Origin of the sequence: Halorubrum rutilum (assembly GCF_042665015.1) — an archaeon.
In the GTDB taxonomy this organism is placed as follows: domain Archaea; phylum Halobacteriota; class Halobacteria; order Halobacteriales; family Haloferacaceae; genus Halorubrum; species Halorubrum rutilum.
This window is the reverse complement of record NZ_JBHTBL010000002.1, coordinates 183,714-205,166: the sequence shown is the minus strand read 5'-3', so window position 1 is coordinate 205,166 and position 21,453 is coordinate 183,714. Positions and strand designations below refer to the sequence as shown.

The following is a 21,453-nucleotide window of genomic DNA, read 5'->3' as shown; positions in this document are numbered from 1 at the left end:
TCTAAAATCGAATTGAGCCGGTTCCAGAGCCTCGAGATCGGGTAGTAGAATAGTGTATTTCCTTACTAAAACGCGCTACAGAGAACGTTCATGTGTCCGGCCGGCGTATCACTGGTCGTCGACATGAGCTACGAACTCGATCCGCTACCGTACGAGTACGACGCGCTGGAACCGCACATCTCCGAGCAGGTGCTCGAATGGCATCACGACACCCACCATCAGGGGTACGTTAACGGCTGGAACTCGGCCGAAGAGACGCTCGAAGAGAACCGTGAGTCTCACGACTTCTCTTCGTCTGCGGGCGCCATCCGGAACGTGACCCACAACTCGTCGGGTCACATCCTCCACGACCTGTTCTGGCAGAACATGTCCCCCGAGGGCGGCGACGAACCCTCCGGTGACTTGGCTGACCGGATCGAGGAGGACTTCGGCTCCTACGAGGCCTGGAAGGGCGAGTTCGAGGCCGCCGCCGGCAACGCGTCCGGCTGGGCGCTCCTGGTGTACGACACGTTCTCGAACCAGCTCCGCAACGTCGTGGTCGACAAGCACGACCAGGGCGCGATCTGGGGCGGTCACCCCATCCTCGCGCTGGACGTCTGGGAGCACTCCTACTACCACGACTACGGCCCCGCCCGCGGCGAGTTCGTCGACAACTTCTTCGAAGTCGTCGACTGGACCGAGCCGTCCGCCCGCTACGAGCAGGCCGTCGACCTCTTCGAGTAACGCTTCACGCATTCTGCCCCCGGTATTCCACTGTGGGCTCGCCGAACGCGGCGGGCGTTCCCCCTCGCTAGCGGTGGGAACGCGTTTTTAATTGGGTCGCGTCCGCGGCCGATCGACGCTCGCCTCACTCGACGAGCGTCGTCTCGATCACGGCGCAGGTCTCGTCGAGCAGGACGCGGAGCTCGTCGCCCGCGCAGGGGAGCGTCACCCGGACGCGGAGCGGGTCCTCGGAGACGACTTCCGTCAGCCGGTCGCTCACGCACCAGTCGAACTGCCAGAACGGGGCGGTGTTCAGGTCGACGCCGCGGTCCGAGTGGAAGACGAGCGTCTCGGCGTGGTCGAGGAGCGTGACGCCGACCGTCGACCGCAGCCGGTAGCTGCACCGCCGACAGACGTGTTCGACGGCGACGTCGAGGTCCTCGTCGTCCGGGTCGCGGACGAGCGTCGTGTCGATCGAGCCGGTGCACTCGGGACAGACCCCGTCGGCGGCCAGGCAGTAGTGGTGGCGGACGTAGTGGTGGAACGCCTGCAGCAGCTCGTCGGTGGTCCGGTCGTCGAGCCCGCCGGAGGGGAACGGGTAGCTCACCTGCACGGTCCCGCAGTCGGCACAGCCCACGGTGAGCTCGTCGTCGACGTACCAGCCGTGGAGGGCGCCGCCGCAGTCGTAACAGGCGCCGTCCGCGGGGAAGAAGCCGAGCTGCGCGCGCTCGGTGAGGCTCCCGGTGAAGATGGCGCTGACGACCTTCCGGCCGGGCGAGCGGAACTCGTACCCCGCGTCGCTCCGCCTGACGAAGTGGCCGGTGAGCTGCCGGAGGTGGTAGCTGAAGTTCGCGCTGTCGTCGACGTCGACGCGCTCGAACAGGTCGGTGAAGCTCACGGGCGCCTCGTCGGCGCCGCACTCTAGGAGGGCGCGGAGGATCGCGACGCGGGTGTCGTCGCCGAGCGTCGCGAACACCTCGGCGGGGAGCACGCGCGTCTCGGTGCGGGGGGTCGCCGGGCCGTCGCGGTCGGCCTCCGGCTCCCCGGTCGCGACCGACCCGTCGCCGTCGGCCTCCCGGTCGCCGCCCGCGTCCGTCCCGGCGCTGCGGTCAAACTGACTCACGCCTCGGCTATGCGCCGGGAGCGGGTAAAGGGTATCGGGGTCGTCGACGTCGCGGCCGGGGAGCCGGAAGCCGACCGCGACGCGAGGGGCCGGCCGTCGTGTTAACTCAAGCATGATTCCACCAGACGGCGTAGGCTTGTAACCCCGTTTCCGCGATCGACGGATCGACACGGGTGAAACGGTTTGAAAACGAAGGTGTTCTACGTTCTACCTCTCTAAATATACATTCGACTGAGTTTCTAAAGCCGTGTTGTCGAACGCGGTAGCTGTGGGTTTCGCGGCCGAGACCACCGATCGGATCGTTTGCGTCGTCGACGAGAAACAGGGCACCTTCGACATCGTGTGTCTCAGCTAATTCAGTGAAAAATTCACGTGCGATCGGAACGTATACGTCGGAAACAGCCGTGAATGAAGGATTCTGTTCGTTTCAGAATCGACTGCGGCGTACAGCAGTGTTCAGATACTGATTGAAACGTAAGGCGGTGCGTCTTCGAAGTGATCTATCCCCGAAAACGACCGCCTGAGCGGCCGTTTGGATGAGATTAACTTAGAGTTCGTGGAGCGAGAAGCAACACCGAAGCTGTTGGTGAAGCTCAATATTCAGCTCCATTTAGCTGGACTATCGATTTCGAATACTGTTTCGTTTATTGAGGTGTTTAGCGTTGACCGGGTTCATCCTACGGTTCACAATTGAACGGTTGATCGAGCACGTTCGACACCAGATACACCAAAGATAGAGACTGTATTTGAAAGTGATAGGAAAGCGAGATGGAGATGAATACCGAGCCTCATCAGCAACCTCAGTGTCGCTTTTCGTTCCACAAAACCTAATTTGATCTGGTCGATACTACCGCTGAGGCGGTCGTTTTCGGGCATAGAGCATTCAGAAACCTCACCGCCTCACCTTTCAGTCTTATCTGAACACTACCACTTAACGCGACCCAAGAACGAAGGATACCGACCGTTAATCTGTATTTTTGTTGAGGCGTACCGGACGAATTCCGACAGATATGGACGATCTCTTTCCCGTATTAATAACCAGAGTAGTTTTCTGAATCCAGAATGACTATGCCTCCATGGGTATGTGGCGCGATTCAGACTGGTTACAATCACACATTCAGCGGATTCTTGAGTTCTATCATCCAGACTGTATCGACACGGCTCACGGTGGATACATTGCACAGTTCGATGAGGAGACAGGCGACATCTATGAGAAGCGGTCCAAACACCTCGTTGCTACTTGTCGGTTCATCACAAACTACTCAATTGGCCACCGCGTACTGGATCGAAACTGGTGTCAGTCGGCCTGTGAACACGGATTGGATTTCCTCCTTGATTACCACCATGATGAGACACAGGGTGGTTTTCACTGGATCGTGGAAGGGCGTGAGCCAATTGATTCCAAACGGGTTTGTTACGGTCATGCGTTCGTATTGCTTGCGCTTGCCCGTGCGAAAGAAGCTGACATTGTATCATGGGATATTCCGCTCGTAGAAACGACCGATTTTGTTATGGAACGGTTCTGGGAAGACGAACATGGTCTGTGCAAAAGTGAATACGATTCGACGTGGACACGACCAGAAGCCTACCGGGGACAGAATGCCAATATGCACATGTGTGAGGCGCTGATAGCGGTGTACGAAGCGACTCACGACGATCAGTATCTCGACGATGCGCTGACGATCGCGGAGGCGCTGACCGTCGCGCTCACACAGAAAACTGACGGGCTAATCTGGGAGCACTACGCTCCAACTTGGGAGCACGACTTCATGTACAACAGGGAGACCCCAAACGACACGTTCAGGCCATGGGGATACCAACCGGGACACCAGATCGAATGGGCGAAGCTGTTGGCTATCCTTTCTCGACATAGCGAAGCGGACTGGCTGATTCGCCGCGCAGAGGAGCTTTTCCGGCTCAGCATCGACTACGGGTGGGACTCTGACCGTGGTGGCTTCTATTATTCGTTCGATCGTGAGGGGGCGCCCGTCGTCACGGAAAAGTACTCGTGGGAAGTGGCAGAGGCAATCGGCGCGGCAGCCGCACTCTACGAACGGACGGGCGATTCCCAGTATCTGGACTGGTATGACACTTTCTGGCAGTATGCTACTACACATATGACGAATTCGGAGTTCGGAAACTGGTACACGAAGGTCACCGAGACGAACGAGCCGGTCCCGACAACGGAAGGTATTGCTGTAGAGCCGGGATATCACCCGATAGGCGCCTGTACTGAGGCGCTCCGATCGATTGCATAACTCCGAAAATGCGGCCGTGGCCTCTTCGAACACGACCCTATTTTAGCCTCGACGTAACCGGAGTACATCGACGTAAGTACCGGTAGCCCGTCTACACTGCCGGTTACAGAATGGGGTACGGTCAGTCACACTAGGTGGGAGGGTGGTGCGCGGGGATCGCTACCCGATTATCGCGTCAATAGTTCATGTAGACAGTTTTTGAGATGGTGTAGAAGTCGATCCCGGCGTCGCCTTGTTCGCGATACGTCTCGCTGGAGGAATCTTTCATCCCACCGAAGGGGACGTGCAGCTCGAGTCCAGTGGTCTTTTCATTGACTTTCACGACGCCCGACTCAGAATCCTCGACGAACCGGTTTGCCTCGGAGAGATCCTGTGTGACGATGCTGGCTGAAAGCCCATAGCGAACACCGTTGGCGACCTCAACGGCCTCCTCGTACCCACTGACCGGAATGACGGCTAATACCGGCCCAAAGATCTCTTCCTGAGCGATCCGCATAGTCGGGTCAACGTGGGAGAACACCGCAGGTTCGACAAAGAAGCCGTCGCCGGCGTCGATCTCGTCGCCGCCAGTTTCGAGTGTTGCTCCCTCGTTAACGCCGATATCAACGTACTCTAAGGTACTGTCGAGTTCGCTTTCGCTGACCTGCGGTCCCATTTCAGCCCCGTCTAAGCCCGGGCCAACTTCGACGGCCTCGGCCGCCGCGACGGCACCCTCGACAAACTCATCGTAGACGTCCTCGTGGACGATGGCTCGTGAGGTCGCCGTACAGGCCTGTCCGGTGACACCAAACGCACCGCTTACCACGATGTCGACGGCCTCGTCGACGTCGGCGCTGGGCATCACGATAGTGGGGTTTTTGCCGCCCATCTCCAGCTGGACCCGCTTGCCGGTCTCGTTGGCTTGCCGGCCGACAGTGTCGCCGACCGCCGAACTGCCGGTGAACGAGACGGCGTCAACAGCCTCGTGTGTTGAGAAGGTTTCCCCGACCTCGCTTCCGGGACCGGTGACGTAATTAAGAACACCGTCGGGCAGCCCGGCCTCATCCAGACACTCGACGAGCTTCCGCGAGACGCCGGGGGCTTGGGAGGCCGGCTTGAACACAATCGTATTACCGGTTGCGAGCGCCGGTGCGATCTTCCAGGCTGGGATGGCAATCGGGTAGTTCCACGGTGTGATGAGACCCGCAACACCCACCGGTTCATTCACCGTGTACAGACGCGTGTTGTCGCTGCTCGAGGCCTTTACTGTTCCTCCAACATCGCTCGCCTTCGCGGCGTAGTAGCCGAAGATATCGATTGCACGCTGGACCTCGCCGGCCGCCTCAGGCCGGGCTTTCCCCTCTTCGCGGACGAGCGTTTCGGTGAGCTCGCCCTTGCGGTCCGCGAGGTTTTGTCCGGCTGCTCGCAGTATACGGCCCCGCTCGGGGCCGGGCGTGTCGGCCCACATCTGGCTGGCCTCGTCAGCGGCTTCAACGGCCGCTTCGGCGTCGGCAGTCCCCGCCTTCTGAAACTCGCCGACGACATCCGATCGGTCGGCGGGATTGTGTACGGCAAAAGTCTCTCCGGTGCCGGCGGCGACCCACTCGCCGTCTACGTAGTTGTAGTTGGTTTCCGTCATCAGCCCTACCGACGGGATCAACTCACGAGAAGCTTTGGGACGGTCACCGGAACGGATAAATCAGTGCCGATTGAATCGAGCCGTATGCGATACTATCGCACAGTCGGTGCTGACGGTCCCCGTCTCGTTGCGAGGATGGACGCCGACGCCTACGACCTGACCGCTGCTCGGCCGAGCGTGACGGCGTTCGAGGATCTCGCGTATGTCGCGAGCGTGAGTAACCAGACCATCGATGAGGTGGCTGTTGACCTCCTCGGTGAGGCCGAGACAGTTTCGATCCCGGACGAAACATCCGTTGGGATCCCAACGCTCGTCGACGAGGTGTGGGCAGCAGGCGTGACCTACGAGATCAGCGAGCAGGCTCGCGAAGCGGAGAGCGGGATGCCGGAGATCTATCTTGATGTTTACGGGGCTGAGCGCCCGGAAGTGTTCTTCAAGGCAACTTGGGACCGGGTGGTTGCATCTGGCGACTCAGTCGGTGTTCGTGGCGACTCCGATTGGAATGTCCCCGAACCGGAACTGGGAATTGTCCTATACGAGGGCGAGATTGTTGGCTATACCATCGGCAACGATGTGAGCAGCCGCTCTATCGAGGGACAGAACCCTCTCTACCTCCCGCAGGCGAAGGTATACGACCGATGCTGTGCGCTCGGTCCCTGTGTCGCAACCCCCGAGAGCGTCGAGGACCCCCACGACCTTATGATGACGATGACCGTTGAACGCGACGGGGGGACGATCTACGAGGGAGAGACCTCGACGAGCGAGATGGTCCGGACCTGCGAGGAGTTGGTTTCGTATCTTAATCGACACAACTCTGTCCCCGAATCGGCGGTACTCCTCACCGGGACCTCGCTCGTTCCGGAGGAGGGATTCTCGCTGACGCCGGCCGATGAGGTCCATATCGATATCGACAATATTGGTCATCTCGCGAACGACGTAACGACTGTCTGAGTGCTTTCAGTGGTTAGTCCGTTCGTACTCAATTTCTGTTTCCGGACCGATCCGCTGACCGTGTTCGACCGCGCGCACGGTGAGTGTGACCGGCGTTGTCCGGCCGCACCCGTCCAAGACTACTTCTGACCACTTGTCCCCAGCCGCGACCGGGCCGGCTTTCGACTGGCGGAGGTACCGCACGTATGCGGTCGTGCGTAATTCCTCAGCGACGGTCTCGTCACCGGTGTGAGCAAGTCGCACTCGGGCGGCGTCGGCAGTCATGAAAACGGTGCTGAACTGGAATTAACCGTCTCCCTGCTTGTGTCTCACCACGACGTGACAGTCACATCTCGCAGCGGCTGAGCAAGTGGGACTGATACCTGTCCGCCGGTGTGGTGGGAAACGTACAACCCGATGATAATCTCCAGCGAGCGGGTCGCTTCCTCCCCCGTCGATGGGTTCTCGATAGTACCGTCTAGGACACTGACGACATCAGCGGCGGCGTTGGCAAAGGCGTCGCGATAGTCCTCGTCCCACGTCCACGCACCCTCGATCCCGGGGAGGTCGGCCTCAACGTGGGTGCCGTCGTCGAGTCGCCAGTACCGCCACTCGCCGTCGTCGTTGTTCAGGTACAGTTTCCCCTTGCTGCCGATGAACTGGAGCGTCATCGACGAGGCCTCCCGGGGGATGGTACAGTCAATGGTGACGAAGCTCCCGTCGTCCATCACCACGAAGCCGCCGCCGCCTGCGTCGTCGACTCGCTCTTCGGCTTCGAGGGAGTCGACTGCTTCGTTCTCACCGGTGATGTAGCCCGAGACCCGTTCTGCACGGGCGTCGAGCAGGTACACCAGCGTGTCCAGTAGGTGCGTGGAGTTGCGCAATAGCTCCATGCGGAACTGTGTGGTGACGGAGTGTATCTCTCCCAGCAGATCTTGGTTCTGGATAAGCTCTCTGAGCTGCTGGAGTTTTGTCGTGAATCGGAACGAGTGGTTTACCAGCAGTTCCGTGTCCGTCTCCTCGCAGACGTCGACCATCTCCTCCGCGTCGCTGACCGACGACGCGATGGGCTTTTCACACCAGATCAGTCCGGGGTCGGCCGCCGACTCGGCGGCGTCTATGACGTGGTCGGCATGGAGGTACGAAGGTGTACAGACGGAGACGATATCAAGATCCTCTGCGGCGAGCATCGACTCGTGGCCGACGTATCGCCGGTCGGATGGTATCTCCCACGCCTCTCCAAACCGTCCGAGTTTGGTTTCGTCGATGTCGGCGACGGCAACCAGGTCGACATCCTCGGTCGCACGGTACCCTCCGGCGTGGCTGGCCTCAACCTTTTTTTGACCGATATCCTCCTCGTCGTGCATTCCGAGGATGCCCATCCCAGCGATACCTCCGGTTCCGATGATGCCGGCTTTGTAGGTCATGTCAGTTGTAGGTGTGGACGCTTCCCGTGGCGTTGTCTTCGATGTACTCCCAGTCGTAGTCGACGCCAAGCCCGGGCCCGTCGGGAACCTCGATCAGTCCATCGTCGTCGACGGCGTCGAGCATATCGGAGTAGCCTCCCTCGTACACCGGGGGCTGAGTGTTCGGGCAGTCGGGGTGGACCAGGGCGAGTTCGTAGTAGTTCGTGTTGCGAATCGCTGCGATGCAGTGACGCTGGGCCGGCCCTGGCGCGTGGAACTCCACGTCAAGGCCGAACCCTTCTGCCACTTTCGCCCGCTTCATTGCGCCGGTGATCCCACCATCGTACTCTGGGTCCGCGCGCAGGAAGTCAGTTGACTCGTTAGCTACGAAGTCTGTCGCCGGCTCAAGACCCCGGACGTGCTCGGTTTGAAGAACGGGGGTGTCAAGCGCCTGTCTGAGCTTGCGGTGGGCGTGTTGTGAGATGCCCCCGTCTCGGTACGGATCCTCATACCAAAAGAAGCCCTCTTCGTCTAGGGCCCGTCCGAGCTTCAGTGCGTCGGCGTAGGTTTCCAGTTCGCAGGCGGGGTCATGCATCAGGTCCATCTCATCACCGACCCGCTCACCAACCGCGTGGACCGCCGCGAGTTCTCGATCGAGGTCGCGGGACCCTTCGCTGCCGCCCCAGCCGTGGATCTTGAAGCCGCCGTACCCCATCTCGAAACACGTCTCGGCGAAGTCGGCGAAGGCCTCTGGCGTGTCGAGCCCGCCGTTCTCGTCGCCGTGGTAGGTCGACGCGTAGGCGGGGAGCCGCGTTCGGTAGGTCCCGAGCAGTTCGTGGATCGGAGCGTCGTACTTCTTGCCTGCGTAGTCCCACAAGGCGATGTCGATGGGACCGATCCCCATCCGGTCGTACTTCCGCATCGCGCGTTTCATCTCGCTCCAGTGACGCTCTCGCTCAAGCGGGTTCTTGCCGACGAGGTAGTCGGCGAAGGTGTTGATCTGGGCTGCACCCGGCGAATTACCACCGACGTACTCTCCGGTGATTCCCTCGTTTGTGTGTATCTTGATGCCGAATAGTTTCCGCTCGGTCACAGATCCCGGCTCGTACACGAGATTGAACCCGTGCTGGTCTGTTCCGACATCTTCGATGGGGTAGGCAAACTCGGTGGATTCGATGCTGGTTATCTCTGGCGCCATGAGGTTGTATGTAACACCACGGGAGATAAACGTAGGGCTTCTCACCGGTGGTTTCATCTCGGTGTAGTGAGTAACCGGTTGGCATGGTCGGACACACGCAGTACGACTTCAGCGGCGAGACCGCCATCGTCACCGGATCCACGAAGGGGATCGGCCGGGGGATCGCCGCCGGGCTAGCCGACGCCGACGCCAACGTCGTCGTCAACTCTCGGACGGAGTCGGAGGTGGCCTCTACGGCCACGGAACTCGGTGAGCGCGGGACGGGCCGCGTCGTCGGAATTACTGCTGACGTTGGGTCCACGGACGATATCGACGCACTCGTCGACCGGACTATCGACGAGTTCGGGCAGATCGACCTGCTGGTCAACAACGCGGCCGTTTGGCCCGAAGAGGAGTCGCTGGTCGACTCCGACGTCGAACAATGGAACCACACGATGGCCGTCAACGTCCGTGCACAGTACTACGCCGCGAAGCAAGTCGCCCGGCACATGATCGATGAGAGCGTTGAAGGCTGTATCATCAACCACACGAGTCAGGCCGGCGATCGCCGGACGGGACAGTTCGGGCTGTATGGTATCTCGAAGACATCAATCAACGGACTGACGTGGCGGATGGCACAGGAGCTAGCCGAACACGGTATTCGGATGAACGCCGTCTCGACGGACGTGACCGAGACGGCCCAGCTCCGCTATGAAGCCGAACAGGAGGCGGCGGACGATCCGGACCGAACCGCCGAGGAGATACTGCGAGCTCGCGGCGAGCGGCGACCGCTCGGCCGGCTCGGACAGCCCGAAGACCTTGCCGACGCGGTGCTGTGGCTCGCGAGCGACCGCGCAGACTACGTCGTCGGCGACATCGTCCGCGTTAGCGGAGGCGGCAACCTCGAGTGACGATGCGTCTCGTTGACACCCACACCCACACGTGGGGCTCCGACACCGCGGAGCTGCCGTGGCCCGAGCCGGTTCTCCCGCCGGGTTGGGAAGGGCCATACACCGCCCATGACCTCATCGAGGACATGGACGCCGCTAGCGTCGAGGAGGCCGTAACAGTGACGACACCAATGTACGGTCGCGGCGTTCGGGCGAACGAGTACACGATGCGTTCCGTCGAGGCGTACCCGGACCGCCTGTGGGGGGTCGGTCTAATGGACTTCTACGGCGATCCCGACGAAGTACGCGCAGCGCTCCGTCGGGTCGTCGGCCACGAACGAATGCTGGGCGTCCGATTGCACGCGTGTCTCGAGTACGAGGAGCATTCGACGGATTTAGATCGGACCGCCGACTGGATTCTCGACGACGAACTGGAGCCGGTCTGGACCGAGGCCTCCCGACAGGAGGCGACCGTGTTCATCTTTCCGAAGGCTGAACAGCTCTCGATGGTTGCGACCCTCGCAGAGCGACACCCGGACGTTCAATTGATCGTCGACCACATGGCGTTCCCCGACGAGACGACGAGCCCCGACGCCGCCCCCTGGACGGACTTCGAGACGGTGGCCGAGAGCGACAACGTCGCAGTCAAGATGAGCTCTCTTCCGCGCTCAAGCGAGGAGGACTGGCCCTACGAGGACCTGTGGGGATACGTCCGTAACCTCGCGGACTGGTTCGGAACCGATCGCCTATTGCTCGGGTCGGACTACCCGTGGATGGACGACTGGGCTACGTACGAGCAGTGTCTTTCATGGATCGAGGAGGTGCCGTTCCTGTCCGCACGCGATTACTCGTATCTGTCACACCGGACCTTTGACGCGATTCTCAGGGACTGACGCCGTCCGCTCACAGTTGTTTATACCTCTTACCTATCCCGGACCCCGTCTCAGCGGCAATTAATCGTATCGAGGTGAGCGGATACAGCTCCGAACTCTCCGGGACAGGTAGCCTATCAGACAGGTCCAAAATTATCTACGATCCGGGGACCACAACGGAACGAAATTCGTGTATGGCCCGGATTGAGATGCTCCCTCAATGGTATCGGATCGCCCGGGCACCACTTTCACCACAATCCAAAACACCTAATCGTCCCTCATACGACTGTCCTGTATGGCGTACGACCGCGTACTGCTAGCAATTGGTCCGGACGATAGGGACAGTCTAGATGACCTCGTGGATACCGTGATTAACCTTGCGGCGCCCTCGAACGCGAGGGTGACTCTCCTGTACGCCTTCCCAAGAGATGACTACGAGGCAGTAATGGAACAGATGGATATCGACACGACGACTAGCGGTCTCACGCCCGACGAGGTCGCACAGCGTCACGAGAGTGTCAGAGGGCCGGGCGACCGGCTGGAGTCGCTGGATATCGAGTACGAGATCCAGGGGGTCTCCGGCGGGGATCTCGCGGAACAGGTCGTGCGAACGATAGAACGGAGCGGCGCCGACATCGCTGTTGTCGGGGGCACCAAGCGATCTCCGACCGGGAAGGCGATGTTCGGTGATCACGCCCAACAGGTCCTCCTGAACGCACCCGTGCCGGTGGTGTATGTCAAGCGAGAGTAAAGTGACATCGACTGGTCATCGTCTCTTTATTCCCTAGATCGCAATACGCGTGTGCTACCATCGTGTTGCACAGCGATCCGAACAGACATTTTAGACGCGGTTCTGTTCGGTCGAGTCGTAACTCACCAGTTGCGAATCTGACTTAACACGCAGATGCATTAGGAGATTTGTACGGCGCGAAAATATATCCGACTGACCTTCTGTTCTGTAGAACTGAACATACTACTGGTAGAAGAGAACACAGACCGGGACAGAAATTACAAATGTACGTTTGTAATGTTCAGCAGCTATCCCCCATATGAGAGGCTTTACCACGAATATTCACCAGAGCGAAACGAACCTATGCGTATATCGTACAGCTAGGAGTACGTCAGATTGATCTCGATTACGTTGGCAGCCGACCGTAGTAGTTCAGGGATATCATTATGGAATCGGTCTCCCTTAATTCGGGTTGTCGGTCCGGAGACGCTGAGCGCCGCCACAATTTCACCCTCTTCCGGGACGACAGGAGCAGCCACACAGCGCAACCCGGAGAGCCGCTCCTCCCGATCGTACGCGTACCCTTGCTTCCGAATCTCGGCAAGTTCGGACTTTAATCCCTCTCGATCTGTAATGGTGTTTTCTGTTCGCGCCGGGAGACCGTGGGTGTCAATGATATCATCGACGCGCTGTTCAGGCAGTTCCGCGAGGATTGTCTTCCCAAGCGCGGTACAGTGGAGGTTCACCCGCTTGCCCGCATACGTATCGACCGTAACGGCTTCAGTACCCTCTGCACGGGTAATATAGACACCCTTACCGTGCTCCTCAACGGCTGCGTTTGCCATCTCACCTGTCTTTTCGGCTAATGACGTGACCTCCGGTCGGGCTTTTTTATAAATGTCCATCCGGTTACGCTTGTACTCGCCCAATTCGAGAAACCGCAGGCCAACGCGATAGACGTTGTTCTCTTTCGTAATGTATCCCTCCTCCTTCAGCGTTCTGAGGTGATTGTGGACCGTACTCTTCGTCATATCGAGATCGTTCGCCACCGCTGTTACGCCGGCTCCATCTAACCGTTTCAGGGCCTCGACAATTCGGAGCGATGTTCTGGTTGCGGTGATTGTGTTCCCTTCTGTTGGCATACGCTGAAGAGGATCCTCCTACATACATAAAACTGTTCACTAGAGTAGAACACTTATCCACGTAGACGCTACGATAACCAAGGGATATCGTCGTGGAACTGTCTGAGTGCGTCGGGCCCTGTCAGCGCCGTGACTGCACCGGCTTGGGTCGTTGCGACAGCGCCGGCGGCGTTCGCAAGCGCGAGCGCGCAGTTTGGGTCTTTAACACCGTGTGTCAATGAGGCAATAAATCCCGCGAGGAAGGCGTCGCCGGCACCAGTAGCATCGACGGGGTCGATACTGTATCCCCCGTGTCGAGCCTGCCCGGTTACTGGGCTGTCGTCGGTTCCGAAACAGAGTGCACCCGCCTCTCCGAGAGTGAGCACCACGGTGTGTGGCCCCTCGTCAGCAACAGCGCGGGCTAACGCCGCCGGATCGTCGGCTTCGAACCCCGCAACCGACAGCTCATCAGGTGTCGCTGTGACGACGTCGATGTCCGGCAGCGCCCCTCGGATGACGGCGCGGAACTCGTGGCTGCTGTGCCACATTTCGGGTCGCCAGTTGGGATCCAGTGACACCGTACAGCGGTCGGCAGCTCGCGACTGCAGCTCGAGCGTCGCTGAGCGGCTCGGTTCGACGCTCATGGTTACGCCGGTCGTGTGGACCCACGACACCGATTCGAGCGTGTCGTCAGACACAGTACCCTGTTGGAGCTTGGTGTCCGCACCATGCTCTCGGTAGAAGGCGAACGATGGTCCTCGGTCGGCGTCGTGTGTGACCAGCGAGACCGTCGTCCGCGCGTCTTCGTCGATCACAAGTAGGTCGGACGGAATGCTGGAGGCTGCGAAGTGTTCTTGGAGAAAAGCTCCGAGGTCGTCGGTCGCAAGCCTCGTCCAACACAGCGGCGGGAGGCCGAGCCGATCCAACGCCATCGCGGCGTTCGCGCCAGAACCTCCGAAGGTCGGTTCGTACCCGCCGGCGTTGCCCGGTGGCCCGGGGTTGTGCGGAACGAAGTCGACGAGCGCATCGCCGGCGACTAGGACTGTCGGAGCCGTTGGCATGCGGATAGATACCATCCGACGATATTTAGTAATTCGCTATAGACGGAGCTATCACTCCGACAGTGGAGGGTCCTGGTCACCCCAAGCGGCCGCGAAGCCGGCAACGCTCTCGGCAGTCTCCGAGGAGTCGACGTGGGCATCGAGGACGGCAGGTGACATTGTGATTCCATCAATGCCGGACTCATAGAGGGCGGTCGCCTGCGTAGTATTCCGGATACTTGCGGCTAACACCTCCGTTTCAAAGCCCTGAGCATCGAAAATCGACTGAATGCGACGGGTTGTAGCAATCCCGTCGGCGCCCGAATCGTCGATTCGACCGACGTATGGAGCGACGAAGGTTGCATCGTTCTTTGCAGCCAGCACCGCCTGCTCAGCGGTGTATACTACGGTGGCTCCTGCGGGAACTCCGTCAGCTCGGAGACGGCCTAAGGCCTCGAATCCCGGCCGTGTCGCCGGAATCTTTGCGACCACGTCATCTGCCCAGTCTTGGTACCCTCGCGCTTCGCGGACCATTCCGTCAACACTCTCGGCGAGGACCTGTGCGAACACCGGTCCGTCAGTGATCTCACCTGCGGTTTCGACGATGTTCTTGTACCGACGGTCGGTCTCGGCGACGATCGATGGGTTCGTCGTCACCCCGTCCAGCTGGAAGCGTCGTTCGGCAGTCCTGATCTGTTCCGGCGACACCGTGTCAATATAGATATTCACAGGGTAATCCTAGTACCTAGTCTCATGAAATTACTGCTTGAATGCGAGTGTTAGTCATACCATTGTTGGACTTCTCTGATGATTTGGATCCACGCGCGTTAACATAGATTAGTCGCGTTTTCATTACAGACGACTGTTGGACTCAGCGATCTATTACACAGAAGCATTAAGTATCTATCATAAACTCAATTTATATACAAGATTTATCGGGGAAACGACGGACGACCCGTATACTGCACCGGCACCACACGGTATATCATCAACAATATTTATATAGTAATAGTCGTATCTCTACCTGCATGCGAAGCAGTAACAGACGGAATGTTCTGAAAGCGACTGGTGCAGCAATCACAACCATCTCACTGGCAGGGTGTAGTGGAAGCGGTGGAGATGGCGGAGACGGCGGCGATGGAAGTAGTGGAGACGATGGTGGCAGCGATGGTGGTACTGCGGGCGACTCTGGGAGTGGCAGTGGAGAGAACTCTCTGGACAGGGTCGGGATGAGTGCGTACGTCCGAGGTGGATCTTGGATTACGGCATACATTGAAGCGGCCGAGTTCTATGCCGAAGACCAAGGTATCGAACTTGACGTCCGACCAAACCAACAAAGCGCACAGAAGCAGGTATCTGATATTCGCGAGTTCGCCAGCGGTGACTACGATGCTATCCTCGTCGGTGTCTGGCAGACCGGCGCGGCGGAGGGAGCTATTAATCAGGCAATTGAGGGTGGCACGCCAGTGTTCGCAACGAACGCTGATACGGCCAGTTCGGAGATCCCCTTGTACGTCGGGTTCAGTAACTACGATGGTGGTGCCAGTTCCGGTGAGCAGATGCTCAACGCGCTTGAACAGCAATACCCGGACAAGGATACATGGCGCGTGCTGAACATCCGAGGCCCGCAGGGCAACCAGTCTGCCAATCAGCGCTCGCAAGGGTTCCTGGATGTAATGAATGAGCAGGACCGTGTCGAAGTCGTCCGAACGATCAATGGAGAGTTCGCTCGCGACGTCGCCCAGTCGAACGTTCAAGAGTTCATACAAGCAAACGGCCGCGTAGACGGGATTTACTCCGGGAATCTCTCAATGGGACTCGGCGTTGTCGGGGCGTTACGAAACCTCGATATGTTGGTTCCGCAGGGCGAAGATGGCCACATCTGTCTGACCCAGATGGACGGGAGCCCCGAGGTGAACCCGCTCGTCGGCGACGGCATGATCGACGCAGCGGTCGACCAGCCCAACTACTTCTACAATCCAATCGCGATGCATTACATGCGTGAGTACGTCGAAAGCGGGATGGACGACAGTGTCATTCCGGAAGTAGGGTCAGAGGTCACGGCTGACCAGCTGAACATCGAGCCCGGCCAACACAAGGATGTCGAGCTATGGTCGGAGCCCATCTGGGAACCTGGGGTCATGCGCGAGCAGAATGGCCACCCGTGGTTCCGGACGAACAGCGTCGTCATCACGCAGGATAACTTCGACCAGCCGTTCCTTTGGGGTAACGTCTGGGGCTGATCGATGGCAACAGACCAGGGATTTATCGGCCGGACCTTCGGGGACCGGGACGACGTGATGCTGACACTGTTGGATAATATGATCTGGCCGATCCTCGGTCTCGTCCTGATCGGGGTGCTGGTGTTAGTTCCTCAGACGTTCAGATCGGCTGAGCTGATCCTGTGGGGGGCGGTTCCGATTGGGCTGCTTGTGCTGGCCGAGAGCCTCTGCCTCTTGTCGGGACACTTCGACCTCTCGATAGGATCGATCGCCGGTTTCTCGGCGATATTCACTGGGATGATCCTTGGAACCTGTCCGAGCTGCTGGGGGCTGACGACCAGTCCGTGGATCGGCTTTGCTATTATCCTACTGGTCGGATCGCTTATCGGTCTCGTTAACGGTGTGATGATCGCGAAGGTCGGGCTGAACCCGTTCCTGCAAACGCTGGCGTTTCTCATCATCTTCGAGGGTGCGAAGACGGCGCTACAGACCCAACCGGTCACGGGTCTGCCATCACTGTATACCCAAGTTGGTGGGACGCCTCGATTTGCTATCGGGTTCATGTTGGTTGCGTTCCTCGTCGTCGGCTTGGTGTTACGATACACCTCCTTTGGTCAGGCCGTCTACGCGCTCGGGAGCTCCGAAAACTCTGCCCGTGAGGTCGGAATCGATACCGAGCGGCTCATCATTATTATTTACACTATCAGCGGCATCCTCTCTGCGATCGCCGGGCTGATGCTAACCGGCTTTGTCGGCGTCGTCCCGCCGCTGATCGGTGAGGGACTGGTGTTCCAGGCGTTCGCTGGTGCGGTCATCGGAGGAATCAGTCTCTTTGGTGGCCGGGGGAAGATCACCGGGGCACTCGGTGGTGTTATTCTCATTCAGGTCATTCAGTCAGCGCTGAACAACAGTCAAGTGATAGGTGCGACCCAGATTCAGATGATTAATGGCATCGTCTTATTCGTGGCAATCCTCCTGTATAGTACCCAGAGCAAACTGCGCTCTCGCATCCTTGCGAGTGGTGCGGTATGAGCGTTGAAAAAGAGGATTCGACGGGCCAACACTCCACAGGGGGCGATGACACCGGCAAGGCTGAGACGTCGAAGCTCCGTATGGAGAACCTCACCAAGCAGTTCGGTCGTATCGTCGCCGTCGAGGACGTTTCACTCGATATCCACTCGTCGGAGGTGTTCGCGCTTGTTGGCGACAACGGCGCCGGCAAGTCGACGCTAATGAACATGCTTAGCGGCGTCCACGAACCCTCGAAAGGTCAGATATACAAGGACGGCAAGCCGGTGAACTTCAGCAACCCATCTGAGGCCCGTGACAACGATATTGAGACTGTCTATCAGGACCTTGCGCTGATGGATGACCTCGACATCGCGACGAACATCTTTATGGGTCAGTTCCCGCGAACCGGGTTCGGCCCGTTACAGCTTATCGATTGGGATGAGACCTACGAGCGGGCCGAACAGATCATGATGGAGCGGCTCGGTCGAGACCTCGACATCAAGACGGAGGTGGAGTTCCTCTCGGGCGGCCAGCGGCAACTTGTCGCGATCGGGCGGTCGCTTGCGTTCGACCCGGACGTTATCATCCTTGACGAACCGACGAGCGCGTTGTCAGTCGACGCAACCCGGCTCGTCCAGGACACCATCGACACGCTGGCCGACCAAGGGATCACGATCGTCATCGTCAGCCACAACATCGAGTCGGTGCTGAAACACGCCGACCGTATTGGCGTCCTGTTTCGGGGGTCGCTCGTTGATATCAAACAACCCGAAGAGACGGACTTAGAAGAATTAAACGAATTGATGACGACCGGAACGCTGTCGAGCGGCCGTCTCGATGACTAACGAGGACTGCTGCCCACGCCCCGGTCCTCGGCTTCTGTGAACGGAGGCCGAAGGACCCGTGAACGACACGGAACCGACCTCCCGGTTTTTCAATCCCGACGATCATTGGTAGTGGCATGAGCACACCCAAACGGGTTGTCGACATCGAGTGTGAGACCGGTGAGGGGCCACTGTGGCATCCCGAAGACGAACGACTCTATTGGTGTGATATCCCGAAGGGGCGGGTCTATCGATACGACCCACGGAGCGATGATTATGAGTGTGTCTACCACGACAGCCACGAGCGAATTGGCGGTTTCACCATCCAGCGGGACGGGTCACTATTATTGTTCCAAGAGGCGGGGGCGGTCCGCCAGCTCTCTCGAGAGGACTGGACGACCGAAACCATCCTCGCACCGGACCCTGACCGCTTCCATGAACGGTACAACGACGTCATCGCGGACCCCGAAGGTCGGGTCTTCGCCGGTGTCATGCCGGACACCGATCGAGGGCTCCCCGGACGGTTGTACCGACTGGACACCGATGGGACGATTACTCTCGTGCGAGAGTCCTGCGTGCTCCCGAACGGGATGGGGTTCACGCCGGACCTGTCGCAGCTGTACTTCACTGATACTTGCGAAGTGGATCCGTCGGAACCGGGGTACATCTACCGATATAACTACGACCGTGCGAGCGGCAGACTCACCGACCCGGAGGTGTTCGTCGACGCGAGCGACATCGACGGCTACCCCGACGGGATGACCGTCGATAGCGAGGGCTACGTCTGGTCCGCGTTCTGGGACGGGGGCGCAATCCACCGCTTCGCGCCCGATGGAACACACGAGCGGACGCTTTCGTTTGACCCCCGAAAGGTGTCATCGCTGACCTTCGCCGGTGACGATTACGACACGGCCTACGTAACGACGGCCTGCGTTGAGACCCGTGAGAGGGAAGGTCCGGGTGCAGGAAGTCTCTACCACGTGGACCTTGGCGTGACCGGTCGGTCCGAGTTCCGTTCCGCTATTGATCCCGACCGTCGTTAGCCGTCGACTCTCGTCTGTTCCCGCAGCCCGCGCATGTAGCCGATGGCGAACAGGCGCCCGTTCGTGTGGTAGCCGGGGTTAGAGTTGTCCTCGCCGGCCATCGTTGGGACGTGGTCGGGTCGCATCGGCACATCGTCGCCGACATGGCGTTCGTAGGCCCGCATCGCGGCGAGCATATCGGTCGGCCCGTCGTCGTGCCACGTCTCGACGAAGCTGTCGGCGTCACCCTCGATGTCACGGAAGTGAATGAAGTTGATGCGGTCACCGAAACGCTCGACCGTCTCGGGAATGTCAGCGTCCATCGCCGCAAAATTACCCTGACAGAAGGTGATACCGTTGTACTCGCTGTCGTAGATGTCCAGCACGCGGTCGTAGTTCTCGACGCTCGTGACAATACGAGGGATGTCACGCAGCGAAGCCCGGGGCGGGTCGTCGGGATGGAGACCGAGTTTTACGCCCGCCTCCTCCGCGACGGGGACGACCTCCTGCAAAAAGTACTCCAGACCCTCCCAGAGGTCTTCGTGTGTGGCGTCGGGTAGCGTGTCGGGGCCACCTTGGGTCTGAGAGATATCAAATTCAGTGACGTAGGAGCCACCGCGGGCCTCGACGTGGGCCGCGGTCCGTGCCCAACGGACGCCCGCCATCCAGTCGTAGCAGACCACCGGAATACCGATCTCTCCACAGTTCCGGAGGAACCGTTTGAAAGCCTCGATGTCCTCATCGCGACCTTCCCGGCCGAGGCGGATGCGATCCGAGATGGGAACACTCCCCTCTAGCACGGAGAAATTCAATCCGACGTCTGACAACCAGTTTGAGAGCCCCTGTAAGTCGTCGTAGGTCCACTGCGTACGACCGTCGCCAATCTCGATTGGGTGGATCACGGCATCCGTGACACCCATCTGTCGGGCGAGGTGCCAGCGTTCATCCGGTTCGTGTGGCAGTACGAGTGCGGGCGAAACCATACCTGCCCGTCGGGTGCAGGTTACTAATACCCACCGCCGCCGGTCCCGTAACGCTGATTTACTCACTCTGAGTAATCAGGGTATGGCAGAGACTGAACGCGCCGTCTACGTCCAGCGACTTGCTCCCGACCAGCGCGAGGCGTACGTCGACGCCCACGACGATGTTCCCGAGGGAGTGACTGACGCAATGGAACGAGGGGGAGTCGAAGCGTTCGAACTGTACGTCCGCGATGATATCGCGGTCTGTATCCTAGAGTGTCCGGATATCGAGGCCTATCTGGAAGCCGTTGACGGTGACGAGGCTGTCGCCGATTGGGAGCGGTACACCGGCCAATTCAAACAGTCAGGTGTCGATGCCGATGCCGATCCCAAAGACGGCATCCCGTTCATGGACCGGATCTGGCGGTTTGAGCCCGATACTGAGTGAGACTTGACGGACCGCGACGCTGCCCCTCAGTGTCCCCAAAGGTTCCCGTCCGGATCGTACCGCGCGTCCATAATGCGGTCCCACTGCGCGTCCGAGAGGTCGATATCGGTCGCAGCGACGTTCTCGTCGAGTTGGTCGACCGTGCGGGCCCCAACGATAGGGATACAGGTAATCTCGTCCCAATCCATCAGCCAGCGGAGGGATACCTGTGCGGGCGTGGCGTCGACCTCCGTCGCGATGGTCTGGATTTCGTCGAGCACGTGCCAGCCTCGCTCCGAGAGGTAGTAGTCGTCGAAGAAATCATCGAAGCTCCCACGGGCACCGTCGGGAGCTTTGACCGCTTCCGGATCGTCCGGATCAGCGCGTTCGTACTTTCCGGTGAGGAAGCCACCCGAGAGCGGGGAGTACGGACAGACCGCGATGTCCTGGTCTGCACAGACGTCCAGGTACTCTTTCACGTCATCGTAGTAGCCGGCGTGGTGCAGCGGTTGTGTTACCTCGAATCGTTCGAGACCCTCCGCGTCAGACTTCCAAAGGGCCTTAGTCAGCTGCCAGGCCGCCATCGTGGAGGCACCGAGGTAGTGTACCTTCCCCTCGCGCACGAGATCGTTCAGCGTCCGTAGGGTCTCCTTGATATCGCTGTTCTCATCCCAGCGGTGAATGTAGTACAAGTCCAGGTAGTCCGTCCCGAGGCGGTCCAACGTCCCTTCGACCTGTGCGCGGATGTGCTTGCGACCCAGTCCGGAGTCGTTCGGACCCGGCTCGCCCCAGCCGTCGAATGGGAAGTACACCTTCGATGCAATAACGAAGTCCGTTCGGTCGTGGCCCTCGAGCCACTCCCCGATGTACTCCTCGCTGGTTCCGTGCGGTGAGCCGTAGACGTTCGCGGTGTCGATGAAATTGACACCACGATCCCAGGCCGCATCTAGTAGTTCGTGGGCTTCCTCCCGTCCGGTTTCGACCACGCCGTTTGTCTCCTTCCCGAAACGCCACGTCCCGAGACAGAGTTCCGAGACACGAGTCCCCGTACTGCCAAGCTGTCGATAGTCCATCGTGCAATCGGTTCGAACGTTGCTGTAAAATTGTTTCGCTGAACA

21 protein-coding genes and 3 pseudogenes are annotated in these 21,453 nt (G+C 59.5%); 12 read left to right on the top strand and 12 right to left on the bottom strand.

The features are described 5' to 3' along the window. The first annotated feature begins 123 nt into the window (after positions 1–123). Complete coding sequence (gene sod / locus ACFQMF_RS03845) at positions 124–723, top strand: superoxide dismutase (RefSeq protein ID WP_256407617.1); 600 nt, start codon at positions 124–126, stop codon at positions 721–723. 124 nt (positions 724–847) lie between these two features. Here sod and ACFQMF_RS03840 read toward each other — a convergent pair whose 3' ends face one another. Continuing rightward, complete coding sequence (locus tag ACFQMF_RS03840; protein WP_256407618.1) at positions 848–1,825, bottom strand: ArsR/SmtB family transcription factor; 978 nt, start codon at positions 1,823–1,825, stop codon at positions 848–850. Positions 1,826–1,931: 106 nt separating this feature from the next. Beyond that, a pseudogene (locus ACFQMF_RS16280) lies at positions 1,932–2,275 on the bottom strand (IS6 family transposase); the annotation flags it as partial. A 52-nt stretch (positions 2,276–2,327) separates the two neighbouring features. Between ACFQMF_RS16280 and ACFQMF_RS03835 the strand changes: the two are divergent. After that, positions 2,328–2,516, top strand: a pseudogene (locus tag ACFQMF_RS03835) (IS6 family transposase); the annotation flags it as partial. 2 nt (positions 2,517–2,518) lie between these two features. On the opposite strand, the pseudogene ACFQMF_RS03830 reads toward ACFQMF_RS03835, so the two are convergent. Then, positions 2,519–2,701 (bottom strand): annotated as a pseudogene (locus ACFQMF_RS03830) (IS6 family transposase); the annotation flags it as partial. A gap of 200 nt (positions 2,702–2,901) precedes the next feature. Here ACFQMF_RS03830 and ACFQMF_RS03825 point away from each other — a divergent pair. After that, the gene (locus ACFQMF_RS03825; protein WP_256407619.1) at positions 2,902–4,083 is read left to right on the top strand and encodes an AGE family epimerase/isomerase; all 1,182 of its coding nucleotides are present in this window, start codon (positions 2,902–2,904) and stop codon (positions 4,081–4,083) included. 175 nt (positions 4,084–4,258) lie between these two features. Here ACFQMF_RS03825 and xacF read toward each other — a convergent pair whose 3' ends face one another. Further along, complete coding sequence (xacF, locus tag ACFQMF_RS03820; RefSeq protein WP_256407620.1) at positions 4,259–5,701, bottom strand: 2,5-dioxovalerate dehydrogenase; 1,443 nt, start codon at positions 5,699–5,701, stop codon at positions 4,259–4,261. A gap of 84 nt (positions 5,702–5,785) precedes the next feature. Between xacF and ACFQMF_RS03815 the strand changes: the two genes are divergently transcribed. Next, complete coding sequence (locus ACFQMF_RS03815; RefSeq protein ID WP_256407621.1) at positions 5,786–6,652, top strand: fumarylacetoacetate hydrolase family protein; 867 nt, start codon at positions 5,786–5,788, stop codon at positions 6,650–6,652. Positions 6,653–6,658: 6 nt separating this feature from the next. On the opposite strand, the gene ACFQMF_RS16275 is transcribed toward ACFQMF_RS03815, so the two are convergent. Genes ACFQMF_RS16275 through ACFQMF_RS03805 form a run of 3 tightly spaced genes read right to left on the bottom strand, consistent with a single transcriptional unit; the run spans position 6,659 to position 9,235 of the window. After that, positions 6,659–6,916 (bottom strand): DUF7968 family protein, encoded by a 258-nt coding sequence (locus ACFQMF_RS16275; protein WP_465261785.1) that lies wholly within the window; start codon positions 6,914–6,916, stop codon positions 6,659–6,661. Between the two features lie 44 nt (positions 6,917–6,960). Continuing rightward, positions 6,961–8,058 carry a Gfo/Idh/MocA family protein gene (locus ACFQMF_RS03810; RefSeq protein ID WP_256407622.1) on the bottom strand — a complete coding sequence of 366 codons (1,098 nt, stop codon included), beginning with the start codon at positions 8,056–8,058 and terminating at the stop codon, positions 6,961–6,963. Position 8,059: 1 nt separating this feature from the next. Beyond that, entirely contained in the window at positions 8,060–9,235 is a 1,176-nt protein-coding gene (locus ACFQMF_RS03805; protein WP_256407623.1) for a mandelate racemase family protein, read from the bottom strand. A gap of 83 nt (positions 9,236–9,318) precedes the next feature. Here ACFQMF_RS03805 and ACFQMF_RS03800 point away from each other — a divergent pair, with 83 nt between their 5' ends. The 3 genes from ACFQMF_RS03800 (at position 9,319) to ACFQMF_RS03790 (ending at position 11,727) form a co-directional block, all read left to right on the top strand. Further along, positions 9,319–10,125, top strand: a complete 807-nt coding sequence (locus tag ACFQMF_RS03800) for an SDR family NAD(P)-dependent oxidoreductase (protein ID WP_256407624.1) — start codon at positions 9,319–9,321, stop codon at positions 10,123–10,125. 2 nt (positions 10,126–10,127) lie between these two features. Continuing rightward, complete coding sequence (locus ACFQMF_RS03795; RefSeq protein WP_256407625.1) at positions 10,128–10,997, top strand: amidohydrolase family protein; 870 nt, start codon at positions 10,128–10,130, stop codon at positions 10,995–10,997. Between the two features lie 274 nt (positions 10,998–11,271). Continuing rightward, positions 11,272–11,727, top strand: coding sequence for a universal stress protein (locus tag ACFQMF_RS03790; protein WP_256407626.1), 456 nt, complete (start codon positions 11,272–11,274; stop codon positions 11,725–11,727). 359 nt (positions 11,728–12,086) lie between these two features. On the opposite strand, the gene ACFQMF_RS03785 is transcribed toward ACFQMF_RS03790, so the two are convergent. The 3 genes from ACFQMF_RS03785 to ACFQMF_RS03775 form a co-directional block, all read right to left on the bottom strand. After that, positions 12,087–12,848 carry an IclR family transcriptional regulator gene (locus tag ACFQMF_RS03785; protein ID WP_256407627.1) on the bottom strand — a complete coding sequence of 254 codons (762 nt, stop codon included), beginning with the start codon at positions 12,846–12,848 and terminating at the stop codon, positions 12,087–12,089. A gap of 68 nt (positions 12,849–12,916) precedes the next feature. Then, positions 12,917–13,888 (bottom strand): carbohydrate kinase family protein, encoded by a 972-nt coding sequence (locus tag ACFQMF_RS03780; protein WP_256407628.1) that lies wholly within the window; start codon positions 13,886–13,888, stop codon positions 12,917–12,919. Positions 13,889–13,939: 51 nt separating this feature from the next. After that, positions 13,940–14,596 carry a transaldolase family protein gene (locus ACFQMF_RS03775; RefSeq protein ID WP_256407629.1) on the bottom strand — a complete coding sequence of 219 codons (657 nt, stop codon included), beginning with the start codon at positions 14,594–14,596 and terminating at the stop codon, positions 13,940–13,942. 299 nt (positions 14,597–14,895) lie between these two features. On the opposite strand from ACFQMF_RS03775, the gene ACFQMF_RS03770 reads away from it, so the two are divergent. From ACFQMF_RS03770 to ACFQMF_RS03755, 4 genes are all read left to right on the top strand, one after another. Beyond that, positions 14,896–16,110 (top strand): sugar ABC transporter substrate-binding protein, encoded by a 1,215-nt coding sequence (locus tag ACFQMF_RS03770; RefSeq protein WP_256407630.1) that lies wholly within the window; start codon positions 14,896–14,898, stop codon positions 16,108–16,110. Between the two features lie 3 nt (positions 16,111–16,113). Continuing rightward, positions 16,114–17,121 carry an ABC transporter permease gene (locus ACFQMF_RS03765; protein ID WP_256407631.1) on the top strand — a complete coding sequence of 336 codons (1,008 nt, stop codon included), beginning with the start codon at positions 16,114–16,116 and terminating at the stop codon, positions 17,119–17,121. Further along, positions 17,118–17,945 (top strand): ATP-binding cassette domain-containing protein, encoded by an 828-nt coding sequence (locus ACFQMF_RS03760; RefSeq protein WP_256407632.1) that lies wholly within the window; start codon positions 17,118–17,120, stop codon positions 17,943–17,945. Before ACFQMF_RS03765 ends, ACFQMF_RS03760 begins: the two co-directional genes overlap by 4 nt. A 116-nt stretch (positions 17,946–18,061) precedes the next feature. Next, the gene (locus tag ACFQMF_RS03755; RefSeq protein WP_256407633.1) at positions 18,062–18,967 is read left to right on the top strand and encodes an SMP-30/gluconolactonase/LRE family protein; all 906 of its coding nucleotides are present in this window, start codon (positions 18,062–18,064) and stop codon (positions 18,965–18,967) included. Here the strand turns inward: ACFQMF_RS03755 and ACFQMF_RS03750 are convergent. Next, on the bottom strand, positions 18,964–19,929 hold the full coding sequence (locus ACFQMF_RS03750; protein ID WP_256407635.1) for a mannonate dehydratase: 966 nt from the start codon (positions 19,927–19,929) through the stop codon (positions 18,964–18,966). The two genes, ACFQMF_RS03755 and ACFQMF_RS03750, sit on opposite strands and share 4 nt — an antisense overlap. An 82-nt stretch (positions 19,930–20,011) precedes the next feature. On the opposite strand from ACFQMF_RS03750, the gene ACFQMF_RS03745 reads away from it, so the two are divergent. After that, positions 20,012–20,356, top strand: a complete 345-nt coding sequence (locus ACFQMF_RS03745; protein ID WP_256407636.1) for an L-rhamnose mutarotase — start codon at positions 20,012–20,014, stop codon at positions 20,354–20,356. Between the two features lie 26 nt (positions 20,357–20,382). Here the strand turns inward: ACFQMF_RS03745 and ACFQMF_RS03740 are convergent, their stop codons facing one another. Further along, positions 20,383–21,408: an aldo/keto reductase gene (locus tag ACFQMF_RS03740; protein WP_256407637.1), complete on the bottom strand. Its 1,026-nt coding sequence runs from the start codon at positions 21,406–21,408 to the stop codon at positions 20,383–20,385. Between the last annotated feature and the right edge of the window lie 45 nt (positions 21,409–21,453).